General features: G+C 67.4%; 11 protein-coding genes and 1 tRNA gene. 10 read left to right on the forward strand and 2 right to left on the reverse strand.

What is annotated here, in order from left to right; all coding sequences use genetic code 11:
- Positions 1 to 3: 3 nt before the first annotated feature.
- A complete protein-coding gene (locus tag ACFUTU_RS05220; protein ID WP_377961504.1) occupies positions 4 to 1,113 on the reverse strand; it encodes an AAA family ATPase in 1,110 nt (369 codons plus the stop codon).
- A gap of 294 nt (positions 1,114 to 1,407) precedes the next feature.
- Between ACFUTU_RS05220 and ACFUTU_RS05225 the strand changes: the two genes are divergently transcribed.
- The 5 genes from ACFUTU_RS05225 to ACFUTU_RS05245 all read left to right on the forward strand — a co-directional run bounded on the left by ACFUTU_RS05225 (position 1,408) and on the right by ACFUTU_RS05245 (position 7,655).
- Entirely contained in the window at positions 1,408 to 2,295 is an 888-nt protein-coding gene (locus tag ACFUTU_RS05225; RefSeq protein ID WP_377961506.1) for a TatD family hydrolase, read from the forward strand.
- Positions 2,296 to 2,589: 294 nt separating this feature from the next.
- A complete protein-coding gene (locus ACFUTU_RS05230) occupies positions 2,590 to 3,753 on the forward strand; it encodes a ubiquitin-like domain-containing protein (RefSeq protein WP_377961509.1) in 1,164 nt (387 codons plus the stop codon).
- 179 nt (positions 3,754 to 3,932) lie between these two features.
- A complete protein-coding gene (gene rsmA, locus ACFUTU_RS05235; protein WP_377961512.1) occupies positions 3,933 to 4,814 on the forward strand; it encodes a 16S rRNA (adenine(1518)-N(6)/adenine(1519)-N(6))-dimethyltransferase RsmA in 882 nt (293 codons plus the stop codon).
- Positions 4,814 to 5,782, forward strand: coding sequence for a 4-(cytidine 5'-diphospho)-2-C-methyl-D-erythritol kinase (locus tag ACFUTU_RS05240; RefSeq protein WP_377961514.1), 969 nt, complete (start codon positions 4,814 to 4,816; stop codon positions 5,780 to 5,782). The genes rsmA and ACFUTU_RS05240 overlap by 1 nt, the downstream gene beginning before the upstream one ends.
- A gap of 31 nt (positions 5,783 to 5,813) precedes the next feature.
- Positions 5,814 to 7,655 carry an ATP-binding cassette domain-containing protein gene (locus ACFUTU_RS05245; RefSeq protein WP_377961517.1) on the forward strand — a complete coding sequence of 614 codons (1,842 nt, stop codon included), beginning with the start codon at positions 5,814 to 5,816 and terminating at the stop codon, positions 7,653 to 7,655.
- A gap of 224 nt (positions 7,656 to 7,879) precedes the next feature.
- Here the strand turns inward: ACFUTU_RS05245 and ACFUTU_RS05250 are convergent, their stop codons facing one another.
- Positions 7,880 to 8,479 carry a TetR/AcrR family transcriptional regulator gene (locus tag ACFUTU_RS05250; protein WP_377961735.1) on the reverse strand — a complete coding sequence of 200 codons (600 nt, stop codon included), beginning with the start codon at positions 8,477 to 8,479 and terminating at the stop codon, positions 7,880 to 7,882.
- Positions 8,480 to 8,725: 246 nt separating this feature from the next.
- Here ACFUTU_RS05250 and ACFUTU_RS05255 point away from each other — a divergent pair.
- The 5 genes from ACFUTU_RS05255 (at position 8,726) to pth (ending at position 13,006) form a co-directional block, all read left to right on the forward strand.
- Positions 8,726 to 8,797: transfer RNA gene (locus tag ACFUTU_RS05255), tRNA-Gln, on the forward strand.
- A gap of 122 nt (positions 8,798 to 8,919) precedes the next feature.
- The gene (gene glmU / locus ACFUTU_RS05260; protein WP_377961519.1) at positions 8,920 to 10,410 is read left to right on the forward strand and encodes a bifunctional UDP-N-acetylglucosamine diphosphorylase/glucosamine-1-phosphate N-acetyltransferase GlmU; all 1,491 of its coding nucleotides are present in this window, start codon (positions 8,920 to 8,922) and stop codon (positions 10,408 to 10,410) included.
- Between the two features lie 5 nt (positions 10,411 to 10,415).
- Complete coding sequence (locus ACFUTU_RS05265; RefSeq protein WP_377961522.1) at positions 10,416 to 11,396, forward strand: ribose-phosphate diphosphokinase; 981 nt, start codon at positions 10,416 to 10,418, stop codon at positions 11,394 to 11,396.
- A gap of 292 nt (positions 11,397 to 11,688) precedes the next feature.
- Entirely contained in the window at positions 11,689 to 12,303 is a 615-nt protein-coding gene (locus ACFUTU_RS05270) for a 50S ribosomal protein L25/general stress protein Ctc (protein WP_377961524.1), read from the forward strand.
- A gap of 118 nt (positions 12,304 to 12,421) precedes the next feature.
- Positions 12,422 to 13,006, forward strand: coding sequence for an aminoacyl-tRNA hydrolase (gene pth / locus ACFUTU_RS05275; protein ID WP_377961527.1), 585 nt, complete (start codon positions 12,422 to 12,424; stop codon positions 13,004 to 13,006).
- Positions 13,007 to 13,009 lie beyond the last annotated feature (3 nt).

The following is a 13,009-nucleotide window of genomic DNA, read 5'->3' on the forward strand; positions in this document are numbered from 1 at the left end:
TGCCTAGCGGCTGTGCCTGAGTTCGGGCGGGGTCCGCCGCGAGTTTGCCGTGTCCGTCATCTCCTGGCTGACGGGGATCCGGGCCAGCACTCCGCGGATGACGCCCTGCGGGGTCTCGCCCGTGCTGGCTGCTTTGCGGTCCAGGATGATCCGGTGTGCCAGCACCGCCTCGGCGACGGCCACCACATCATCCGGCAACACGAAATCACGGCCGTCCAGTGCAGCAGTCGCCTTCGCCGCCCGGAGCAGCTGCAGCAGGGAGCGCGGGCTTGCACCAAGGCGCAGCATGGCGCTGTCGCGCGTGGCCCGGCCGACGGCCACGGTGTACTCCTTTACCGCCTCTGAGACGAACACCTGCTGGACGGTGGCGATCATGGCAGCGACGTCCGCCGCGGTAACCACCGCCTTGACCCGGGCCAGCGGGGAGGTGGCCTGGTGGGTCTCGAGCATCTCGATTTCGGAGTCCTTGTCCGGGTATCCCATGGAGATCCGCGCCATGAAGCGGTCGCGCTGGGCCTCGGGGAGCGGATACGTCCCCTCCATCTCGATCGGGTTCTGGGTGGCCACCACCATGAACGGCTCGCTGAGCCGGTAGGAGTGTCCGTCCACCGTGACCTGGTGCTCCTCCATGCATTCGAGCAGCGCGGACTGCGTCTTGGCCGAGGCCCTGTTGATCTCATCGCCGATGACGATATTGGCGAACACGGCACCGGGGCGGAACTCGAACTGGCGCGAGGACTGGTTATAGATGGAGACGCCTGTCACGTCCGAGGGAAGGAGGTCGGGCGTGAACTGGATGCGGCTGACGGAACAGTCGATGGTGCGCGCCAGCGTCTTGGCCAGCAGCGTCTTGCCCACCCCGGGGACGTCCTCCAGCAGCAGGTGCCCCTGGGCGAGGAGAACGGTCAGTGCCAGCTTCGCGGCCTCGGCCTTGCCGTCGATGACCGTGTTGATGGCGGAGAGGATGCGTTCGCTTGCCGAGCGGAAAATCGGGGCTTCCATCGGCACGGACTTGTGCCCGTTGAGGGGGTTGACGCCGCGCGCAACACTGCCGGTGAAGCCCTGTCCGTGCGGGAGTGCTTCGTCGACCGTGATGCGTCCGTGCGGTTCCATCGGCAACCTTTCAGCCCAGAGTGAAGCGGAACGGACCGGCGGAGGCCTGCCGTTGCCCTCGTTTGGGCGCTCACATCCGTCGGTACCAGCGTACTAACACAACTGCCGTGGCTAACAGAGAGTTCCCCGTTAATCTGCGGGGAATGCCAAGCATGGAACGGCGCAGTGCGGGCGGTGGGAAACGTGCAGCGCGAACGTACAGTTGTGGTCCCGTTTTCACCCGGATTCGGGGCCGCAACTGTACGTTCGCGCTCCCGTGTCCAAGCACAGCCGGGGGCCGGATAGGCTGGATGGATGCGGCATTCCCTGACTCCCCGTCCCTACCGGACTCCCGGCACCGACGGTTCCGGCAAGCGCGGTTTCCCGCCGGCCCCCGAACCCCTGCCTGTCCCCGTGATGGACAACCACACCCACCTCGACTTCCCGACCGATGATGTCCGGGTGGACATTGCGGCTGCCCTGGACGCCGCGGAGGCCGTGGGTGTCTGTGGCGCCGTGCAGGTGGGCTGCGACCTCGAGTCCTCGCGCTTCACGGTGCGTGCCGTCGACCTCGATGCGCGCCTGCTCGGGGCGGTGGCACTCCACCCCAATGATGCGCCGGAGTACGCGGCCCGCGGTGAGCTTGAGGATGCGCTCGCGGAAATCGAGCAGCTCGCTGCCCACCCACGCGTGCGCGCCATCGGGGAAACGGGCCTGGATTTCTTCCGCACAGAAGGGGAGGGGCTGGCCCACCAGCGTTACTCCTTCCGCCGGCACATCGACATCGCGAAGCGGCTGGACCGGACGCTGCAGATCCACGACCGGGACGCCCACGACGACGTCGTCCAGGTCCTGCGCGAGGAGGGCACCCCCGGGCGGGTGGTGTTCCACTGCTTTTCCGGCGACGCGGAGCTTGCCCGCATCTGCAACAGCGAGGGATGGTTCATGTCGTTCGCGGGGACGCTCACGTTCAAGAACGCCAGCAATCTCCGCGAAGCGCTCGCCGTAGCCGATCCCGAGCTGGTGCTGGTTGAAACCGATTCGCCGTTCCTCACCCCGCACCCGCACCGCGGACGCCCCAACGCCAGCTATATGGTGCCTTACACCGTCCGGGCGATCGCGGAATTGACAGAAAAAGACCTCGCCGAACTGTGCAGCCAAATAAGCGCAAATACCGTGCGGGCGTACGGATCCTGGGACTAGCGGCCCCCGCGGTGCCAATCTCAAAATACATACCTGGTAGGCAACTTTTTTGGCCCCTTTATAACGCTACGGTTACAGTAAAAAACTATTAGCCGGGGTCGGGGAAGGCCTCCGGATGATAAAACTCATGTTCGTGACCGGCAGGGCGCCTCTTGTGGCCCTGCCATGTGAGTGTGGCGACGCACATGCCTGCGGCCTGCTCCGGTCTGTCCGGAGCCACCACTTAGGTGACCGCCGCGGGTACCCCTGTGCGTTTTTCCCCGTGCCCGGATGGCTCAAAAGTTACGGGCAATCGTGGTCAAGTTCTTCACGTCAGACGGCAAGTTCAGTTTCATCAAGGTCGGCACGCAGGTGCTGGTGCTCGCGGCCCTCGTGCTGGGGCTCGTGGCCTTCGTGGGCAACAACAAGACAGTCACCCTGAACGTCGACGGGAAAGTCAGTTCCGTCCAGACATTCGGCGGCACCGTCGAACAGGTGGTGAAGAGCGCGAACGTGGAGCTGCACCCGGCCGACCGCGTTTCTCCGGCGCTGGACGCCAGTGTTGAAAACGGATCCGTCATCAACGTGAACATGGCCAAGGCCGTAAAGGTCAGCCTGGACGGCGCCGAGAAGACTGTCAGCACCACCGCCCAGGACGTGGCCGGGCTCGTGACCCAGCTTGGTGTTGCCAGTTCCTCCGAGCTCTCCGTGCCGAAGGACGCTCAGCTGGCGGTGGACGGATCGTTCGTGGCCATCTCGACGCCGAAGGCCGTCAGCATCATCGCCGACGGCAAGGCCAGGAAGACCACCACCACCGCCGCCACCGTCGGCGAGGTCCTCAAGGATGCCGGCATCCGGCTTGCCGCCGCGGACCGGACGTCCCAGCCGGCCCACGCCCCGGTGGTGAACAACATGGTGATCAAGGTGTCACGCGTTGACACCGGCAAGACCGCCACCGTCACCCAGGAAGTGGCTTTCCAGACGCTCACCACGGACAGCGACACCCTGCCCAAGGGCGAGGAGAAGGTCACCCAGGAAGGCGTTCCCGGCATTACGACCCTGACGTACAAGCTGGTTCTGGTCGACGGCCGTGAGGCGTCCCGGACCCTTGTCTCCAAGACCGCCACCCGTGAGCCGGTGACCGAGAAGATCACGGTCGGCACCAAGGAAGCCCCCAAGCCGGCAGCCGCCGAACCGGAAAGCGGCAACACCGGTGCGGCCGCCCCGGCCATGATGAACGTGGCCATGTGGGACAAGATCGCCCAGTGCGAATCGGGCGGCAACTGGTCCATCAACAGCGGCAACGGCTACTACGGCGGACTGCAGTTCGACATCCAGACCTGGATCGGCGCCGGCGGTGGCGCCTACGCCCCGAACGCCAGCCAGGCGAGCAAGGCGCAGCAGATCGACATCGCCAACCGTGTCTACGCGGAGCGCGGCCTGCAGCCATGGGGCTGCGGCTGGGCCGCGGGCAGCTAGCCGGCGGCTCCGCACCACAGTCACAATAAGATCCCTTGCCGCTGCGGCAGCTGACCACGGCCGCAGCGGCCGCGAAGGCCGGACCCGGATTGCTCCGGGTCCGGCCTTCGCCGTCCCTGGGTTCATGCGGCCGGACCTCGGACCCGTTCCATCCGGAATCGCCGGGATAGGATACCTAGGTGACTGACCCGACCCCCTCCGGCACTGCGCCCGCTCCACTGTTCGGTGCCTCCGATATCCGCAGGCTCGCCGGGGAGATAGGCGTCCGCCCCACCAAGACGCTTGGCCAGAACTTCGTCATCGACGGCAACACCATCCGGCGGATCGTGGCCGCGGCCGGTATCGGCCCGGAGGAGACGGTCCTCGAAGTCGGACCCGGGCTTGGCTCACTGACGCTGGGGCTCCTCGACGCCGCCAAGACGGTGGTCGCCGTCGAAATTGATCCCGTCCTGGCTGCAAAGCTGCCGGACACCATCAGCCAATGGCGGCCAGACTCCGCCGGCGACTTCCACCTGGTGCTCGCCGACGCCATGAAAGTGACGGAGCTCCCCGCCGAGCCCGCTGCGCTCGTTGCCAACCTGCCCTACAACGTGGCGGTGCCGGTGGTGCTCCACCTGCTGCAGCACTTCCCGTCGATCCGCCACGGCCTGGTCATGGTGCAGGACGAAGTTGCCGACCGGCTTGCCGCCGAACCGGGATCCAAGATTTACGGCGTGCCCTCGGTCAAGGCGGCCTGGTACAGCAGCATGCGCAAGGCCGGCATCATCGGCATGAACGTCTTCTGGCCCGCGCCGAAGATCCAGTCGGGGCTTGTGGCCTTCACCCGGCGCGAGCCCCCCGCCACCACCGCCAGCCGCGAGGAGGTCTTCGCCGTGGTGGACGCGGCATTCGCGCAGCGGCGCAAGACCCTGCGGGCAGCACTTGCCGGGTGGGCCGGCAGCGCCGCCGAAGCGGAGCGCTGCCTCGTGGCCGCCGGCGTCGACCCCACCGCGCGGGGCGAAGTAATCGACATTGCCGGGTTCGCGCGGATCGCCGAAGCCCGCCGGGCCGCGGATTCCTGATGGCGGTCCAAGGCCTGAAGGGCCGCTCCGCAGCAAGGACCGTCCGCGTCAAGGCGCCGGGCAAAGTCAACGTCTCGCTGGACGTCGGGCCGCTGCGTCCGGACGGCTATCACTCCGTGGCCAGCGTCTACCTGGCAGTGTCCCTGTACGAGGAAGTAGCGGCCACCACCACGGCCTCGGACGGCATCACCGTCAGCATCAGCCCCGACAGCACGCTGGACCTCGACGGCGTGGACATCCCGCTGGACGAACGGAACCTCGCGTACAAGGCAGCGGCCCTCATGGCGGACGTGTCCGAACACTCCACCGGCGTGCACCTTGAAATCACCAAGCGGGTGCCGGTAGCGGGCGGCATGGGCGGCGGGTCCGCGGATGCCGCCGCCACCCTGCTGGCCTGCGATGCGCTGTGGAACAGCGGCCTCTCCCGGGACGAGCTCGCCCACCTCGCCGCCGAGCTGGGGGCGGACGTGCCCTTTGCCCTGCTGGGCGGCACGGCCGTGGGGCTGGGCGTGGGTGACGATTTGTCACCCGCCCTGGCCAAGGCACAGATGGACTGGGTACTCGTGACGGCCGAGTTTGGGCTGTCCACCCCGGAGGTCTTCCGCACCCTTGACCGGCTCCGGGATGCCGAAGGCCTCGACGCGGAGGAGCCAACGGCGGTTGACCCGAAGATCCTGCAGGCGCTGCGCAGCGGCGACCCGGATGCCCTGAGCCGGGTGCTGGTCAACGACCTCCAGCGGGCCTCCATCGAGCTGGCGCCCGGGCTCCGGGACACCCTTGGCCTGGGCGAATCCTGCGGGGCCATCGCCGGGATCGTTTCCGGCTCCGGACCCACCGTGGCCCTGCTGGCGCACAATCCCGAAGCGGCGGAGAACCTCGCCGGGGAGCTGCAGCACAAGGGCCTGAACGCACTGGCCGTCCACGGCCCCGTGCCCGGTGCGCGGATCATCTCCGATACGCTCCTTTAATACCTTCCACACCAGCAGAAAGCAGTTCCCCGTGGCACACCTGCTCGGCGGCGAGAACCTCAAAGTCTCGTACGCAACCCGCACCGTCCTGGACGGCATCACCCTTGGGCTCGAAGAGGGCGACCGGATCGGGATGGTGGGCAGGAACGGTGACGGCAAGTCCACCCTCATGCGGCTGCTGGCGCTGCGCTCCACGCCGGACTCCGGCCGGGTCACCAAGCGCGGGGACGTCAACATCGGCTACCTGGACCAGAGCGACGTCCTCGACGCCGACCTGACGGTGGGCGCCGCCATCGTCGGCGACAAGGCGGACCACGAGTGGGCGGCCAATCCGCAGATCCGCGAGATCATGGGCGGCCTGGTGTCCGACGTCGACTGGCACGCCAACGTGCACGCACTCTCCGGCGGCCAGAAGCGGCGGGTGGCGCTGGCCAAGCTCCTCATCGAGGACCACGACGTCATCATGCTCGACGAGCCCACCAACCACCTCGACGTCGAGGGCGTGGCCTGGCTCTCCCGGCACCTGAAGACCCGGTGGCGGCCCAACCAGGGTGCGTTCCTCGTGGTCACCCACGACCGCTGGTTCCTCGACGAAGTCTGCAACAAAACCTGGGAAGTCCACGACGGGATTGTTGACCCGTTCGACGGCGGCTATGCCGCCTACGTGCTGGCGCGCGCCGAGCGCGACCGGATGGCCGCCGTCGTCGAAAGCAAGCGCCAGCAGCTGGTGAAGAAGGAACTCGCCTGGCTCCGCCGCGGCGCCCCCGCCCGGACGTCCAAGCCCAAGTTCCGGATCGAGGCAGCCAACGCGCTGATCGCCGACGTCCCCGAACCGCGCGATTCCATGGCCTTGAACAAGATGGCCACGGCGCGGCTGGGCAAGGACGTGCTCGACCTCGAAAACGTGTCGCTCGACTTCGAGGGCGGCGACCCGGCAGAGGACGCGGGCAGGAAGCTGTTCAACAACATCACACTGCGGCTCGCCCCGGGGGAGCGGCTGGGAATCGTCGGCGTCAACGGTGCCGGGAAAACCACGCTGCTCAGGCTGCTCAACGGCGAAATCCAGCCCTCGGCCGGAAAGGTCAAGAAGGGCAAGACGGTGGTCACCGCCGTGCTCACCCAGGAGGTCAAGGAGCTCGACGACGTCGCCGACCTGCGCGTCATCGAGGTCATCGAGCGCGAAAAGCGGTCCTTCAACGTGGGCGGCAGGGAGTTCACGGCCGGCCAGCTCGTGGAGCAGCTCGGCTTCACCAACCAGAAGCAGTGGACGCCGGTCCGGGACCTGTCCGGCGGTGAGCGGCGCCGCCTGCAGCTCCTGCGGCTGCTGGTGGGCGAGCCGAACGTGCTGATGCTGGACGAACCCACCAACGACCTCGACACCGACACCCTCGCCGCCGTCGAAGACGTCCTGGACGGCTGGCCGGGCACGCTCGTCGTGGTCAGCCACGACCGTTACCTGCTCGAGCGCGTCACCGACCACCAGATGGCGCTCCTTGGCGACGGTAAGATCCGCGGCCTTCCCGGCGGCGTCGACCAGTACCTCGAACTCCGTGAGGCTGCCCTGGCCGGCTCCACCGTCACCGGCGGCGGAAACCCCGTCACCAGCGGCAGCCAGGCACAGGCCGCCACCGAACCGGCGGGCCCCTCCGAAGCCGAGAAGCGCGAGGCCCGCAAGGCCCTCAACAGGATCGAGCGGCAGCTGAAGAAGCTGGATCAAGAGGAAAAGAAGCTACACGACCTGATGCTGAAGACCACCGAGGCCGGCGATTTCGACAAGCTCGCCGATCAGAACAAACAGCTCAAGAACCTGACGGACGAAAAGGACGCCCTGGAAATGGAGTGGCTCGAAGCCTCGGAACTACTGGGGGACTGACAAAGGCGACGCGGGCACGAGCGGTGCAGGAGACCTTCGTGTAGTCGCGCATCGCGGCGCATCGGGCACCGGAGGTCGCCCAGCGACCGCAGGTGCCCCTATGTGCCGTAAGCGTCGTCCCGAGGGGCCCGACACGAGCTTGCGAGCGTTGGGAAGGGACCTACGCGCTAAGCGACGGCGAAGGGCTCCTGTGCCGCGGAGGCGGGCCGGACGAAGGTGACCACCTACGGCTCGCTGCGCAGCTCCGGGTCCTTCTTGAGCCCGGTCAGGCCGTTCCAGGCGAGGTTGACGAGGTGCGCAGCGACGGCGCGTTTGTCGGGTTCGCGGGCGTCCTGCCACCACTGGCCCGTCATCGCCACCATGCCGACGAGCATCTGCGCGTACATGGCTCCGTCGGCCGCGCTGAACCCGCGGCGGGCGAATTCGTCGGACAGGATGTGTTCCACCCGGGCCGTCACGTGCGAGAGCAGGGTGGAGAAGGCGCCCTCTGGCTGGGACGGGGGAGCATCCCGCATGAGGATGCGGAAGCCTTCCGTGCGTTCCTCGATGTACGTGAGCAGGGCCAGGGCGGCGCGTTCCACGAGGACACGGGGCTTGGCCTCCTCGGCCAGTGCGTCGTTGATGGCGGCAAGCAGAATACGGAACTCGAACTCGACAACCTGCGTGTACAGGCCTTCCTTCGAGCCGAAGTGTTCGTAGATCACGGGCTTGGAGACGCCGGCCGAGGCGGCGATCTCCTCGATGGTGGTCCCGTCCAGTCCGCGCACCGCGAAGAGGGCCCGTCCTACCTCAATGAGCTGGGACCGCCGCTGGGGGCCGGTCATCCGTGAACGGGGAATCCGCCCCGCCGCTGCATCGGGCCGTGCCGGCAGGTTCCCCGGACCGTCAGTTGTCCCTGTGCTGTTGCTCACCGTCCCATCATGCCTTACTCCCCGCCGCGTGCCGGGGCGGCGGCGGGTCGCGGCGCGCTGTTCCGGCAGGTGCCGGAGCGCCCCGGAGGCCGAGGTCGCACGAGCGTCAACGTTCGTGGCAGAATTGGTTCTCGTGTCCAGGCTTAGCGCCGGGCACGGTCCGCTCTGGTGTAACGGCAGCACCCCGGCCTTTGGAGCCGTGGAGTATAGGTTCGAATCCTATGGGCGGAACAGCTGCATCAGAGGCGTCCAGTAGGATGAACCCTGTTGCCGGTTCCGGGCACAGGCCAGGACACCGCCGCGCACGCAGCCGCGGATGCAGTACAGCGCAACCGAGCAAGGAGAGCCCGTACGTGAGCCCCGAGAAATCCGGCCCAGCCGCCGTTATCGTCCTAGCTGCAGGTGCCGGTACCCGGATGAAATCCCGTACCCCCAAGATCCTTCACGAAATCGGCGGCCGCTCCATGGTGGGCCACGCCCTGCTCGCCGCCCGCAGCATCAGCCCCGAGCGGCTGGCCCTGGTGGTCCGCCACGAGCGGGACCGCGTCGCCGCGCACCTCACCGAACTCGACCCGGACGCCCTGATCGTCGACCAGGATGAAGTTCCCGGCACAGGACGCGCGGTGGAAGTTGCCCTCGAAGCCCTGGACGCCAAGGAACCGGTGGCCGGAACGGTCGTCGTCACGTACGGCGACGTTCCCCTGCTCACGGGTGAAATGCTGTCCGAGCTGGTGTCCACCCACGAGCGCGAGGGCAACGCGGTCACGGTCCTTACCGCGATCCTCGACGACGCCACCGGCTACGGCCGCATTCTCCGCGGCGGGGACGGCACGGTGACCGGCATCCGCGAGCACAAGGACGCCACCGACGCCGAGCGCGCCATCCGCGAGATCAACTCCGGCATCTACGCCTTCGACGCCGCCGTCCTCCGCGACGCCCTGGTCCACGTCACCACCGACAACTCGCAGGGCGAAAAGTACCTGACCGACGTCCTCGGACTGGCACGCGAGGCAGGCGGCCGCGTGGCCGCCGTCGTCACCGCCGACCGCTGGCAGGTGGAAGGCGCCAACGACCGCGTGCAGCTCGCAGCCCTGGGCGCTGAGCACAACCGGCGGATCGTGGAAGCCTGGATGCGCGCGGGCGTCACGGTCGTTGACCCCGCCACCACCTGGATCGATTCCACAGTGACGCTGGCGGAGGACGTCCGGATCCTGCCCAACACCCAGCTGCACGGGACCACCACGGTGGCGAGGGACGCCGTCGTCGGCCCCGACTCCACGCTGACGGACGTCAGCATCGGTGAGGGCGCCAAGGTGACCCGGACCCACGGCTCCGGTGCCGAGATCGGCGCGGGGGCCAGCGTTGGCCCCTTCACTTACCTGCGCCCGGGAACGGTGCTGGGCGAGACCGGCAAGATCGGCGCCTTCTACGAAACCAAGAACGTCCGGATCGGCCGCGGCTCCAAGCTGTCCCACCTGGGTTACGCCGGGGATGCCGAAATCGGTGAGAACACCAACATCGGCTGCGGCAACATCACGGCGAACTACGACGGCGAGAAGAAGCACCGCACGGTGATCGGCTCGGGCGTCCGCACCGGATCCAACACAGTATTCGTCGCTCCGGTCACGGTGGGGGACGGTGCCTACAGCGGCGCCGGTGCCGTGATCCGCAAGGACGTGCCCGCCGGGGCACTGGCGCTGTCCATGGCAGCACAGCGCAACGCCGAAGGCTGGGTCGCGGCCAACCGGCCCGGTACGCTGTCCGCCGAGCTGGCGGAGGCCGCAGCGGCGCGCGAAGGCCACACTGACTCCTCCAATTCCCCCGCATCGACAGAAGAGGCATAGCAACCATGACCGAAATTACGGCTCACGGCGAGAAGAAACTGGTGCTCGCCACCGGGCGCGCGCACCCGGAGCTTGCCCGGGAGATCGCCAAGGAGCTGGGCACGGAACTGCTGCCTGTGGACGCCTACGACTTCGCCAACGGCGAGATCTACGTGCGCGCGGGGGAGAGCGTCCGCGGCACCGATGCCTTCGTCATCCAGGCACACCCGGCACCGCTGAACAACTGGCTCATGGAACAGCTGATCATGATTGATTCGCTGAAGCGCGCCTCCGCCAAGCGGATCACCGTGGTTTCGCCGTTCTACCCGTACTCGCGCCAGGATAAGAAGGGCCGCGGCCGCGAGCCGATCTCCGCCCGCCTCGTCGCCGACATGTACCGGACGGCAGGCGCCAACCGCATCATGAGCGTGGACCTGCACACCTCGCAGATCCAGGGCTTCTTCGACGGCCCGGTGGACCACCTCATGGCCATCCCGCTGCTGGCCGACTACATCCGGACGCGTGTTGCCGCCGACAACATCACCGTCGTGTCCCCGGACACCGGCCGCGTGCGCGTGGCCGAGCAGTGGGCAGAACGCCTCGGCGGCGCGCCGCTGGCATTCGTCCACAAGAGCCGCGACCTGACCGTGCCCAACCAGGCCGTCTCCAAGACTGTCGTGGGCCAGATCGAGGGACGCACCTGTGTGCTCATCGACGACATGATCGACACCGGCGGAACCATCTCCGGCGCCGTGCAGGTGCTCAAGAACGCCGGCGCGAAGGATGTCATCATCGCCGCCACGCACGCGGTGTTCTCGGACCCCGCCGCACGCCGCCTCTCCGAGTCCGGCGCCCGCGAAGTGGTGGTCACCAACACGCTGCCCATCCCCGCGGAGAAGCAGTTCCCGCAGCTCACCGTGCTGTCCATCGCGCCGCTCATTGCCCGGGCCATTCGGGAAGTGTTCGACGACGGATCGGTCACCAGCCTCTTCGACGGCAAAGCCTGACACCGGTTGAGCTTGTCGAAACCCGAAGCCCGGGTTTCGACAAGCTCAACCAGCGGTGCCAGTGATATTCCCGTTTTCAGTAAACGGGCCGGGCGCTGGTAAACTTTTTCCCGATACCTTGGCGAGGGAGAGCACCGGACATCCGCAGGCGCGGATCGCCGGACTGCTGGTCTCCGTTATCGACTGGGTCTGAATCACCCTTCTAGTGGGGCCGCCTGCGGGCCGCCCGGCGTTGAAGGTCGCTTCCAGACCTCCGCCCTTGCTGAACCAACAAAAGCACCAGGAGATTCACATGTCTGAGCAGAAGCTCGCAGCAGAAGCACGCACCGAATTCGGCAAGGGCTTCGCCCGCCGCGCCCGCGCAGCCGGCCAGATCCCCGCCGTCATCTACGGCCACGGCGCCGAGCCCGTTCACATCACCCTGCCGGCCAAGGCCACCACCCTGGCCGTCCGCGTCCCCAACGCCCTGCTGTCCCTGGACCTCAACGGTGAAGGCCACCTGGCCCTCGTCAAGGACGTCCAGCGCGACCCCATCAAGCAGATCATCGAGCACATCGATCTCCTGACCGTCCGCCAGGGCGAGAAGGTCACCGTGGACGTTCCCGTTCACACCGCCGGTGAAACTGCCGCAGGCACCGTCCACAACCTGGAACTCACCGTTGTCTCCCTCGAAGCCGAGGCCACCCACCTGCCCGAGGCCGTCGAGGTCAACATCGAGGGCCGCGCTGCCGGCGAGCACATCCACGCCAGCGACCTCGTGCTCCCCAAGGGTGCCGTCCTGCTGACCGACGCCGAGGCCCTGGTGGTCAACATCTCCGAGGCCGCAGCTCCGGCTGAGGAAGAAGAAGGCGCAGCCGAGGAAGCCGCCGCGGAAGAGGCTCCGGCCGAAGAAGCCGCTGCCGAGTAATTCGGGCGCATCCTTTCCCGCGTTTCATACAGCGCGGACCGGTGGCCGGGCCCTTTCGGGCCCGGCCACTGCCGTCCCCGCACCGCAAGCGTGCAAACCCCCGTCTTAGGATTGATTCATGACTGACACCTGGCTGGTCGTAGGCCTTGGCAACCCCGGACCCGAATACAGCGGCAACCGGCACAATGTCGGCCAGATGGTGCTGGACGGGCTGGCCGGACGGATCGGCGGGAAGTTCAAGACGCACAAAGCCAGGGCCCTTGTGGTCGAGGGCCGGCTGGGCATTGGCGGCCCCCGCCTCGTGCTGGCAAAACCCAGCACGTACATGAACGTCTCCGGCGGGCCGGTGTCGGCACTCGCCAAGTTCTACGACGTGGAGCCGTCCCGCGTGGTTGCGGTCCACGACGAGATCGACATTCCCTTTAATACTGTCAAGCTCAAGATCGGCGGCGGCGAGGGAGGGCACAACGGCCTCCGTGACATCTCCAAGGCCCTCGCCACCAAGGACTACCTCCGCGTACGGGTGGGAGTGGGCCGGCCGCCGGGCCGGATGGACACCGCCGACTACGTGCTCCGGGACTTTGGCACCGCTGAAAAGAAGGAACTGCCCTTCCTGCTCGATGACGCGGCCGATGCCGTCGAGCTCCTCATCCGTGAGGGACTGACCGCCGCGCAGCAGCAGTTCCACTCGGCCAAGGTCTAGCCG

Source organism: Arthrobacter sp. NPDC057388 (genome assembly GCF_042668165.1).
In the GTDB taxonomy this organism is placed as follows: Bacteria; Actinomycetota; Actinomycetes; order Actinomycetales; family Micrococcaceae; genus Arthrobacter.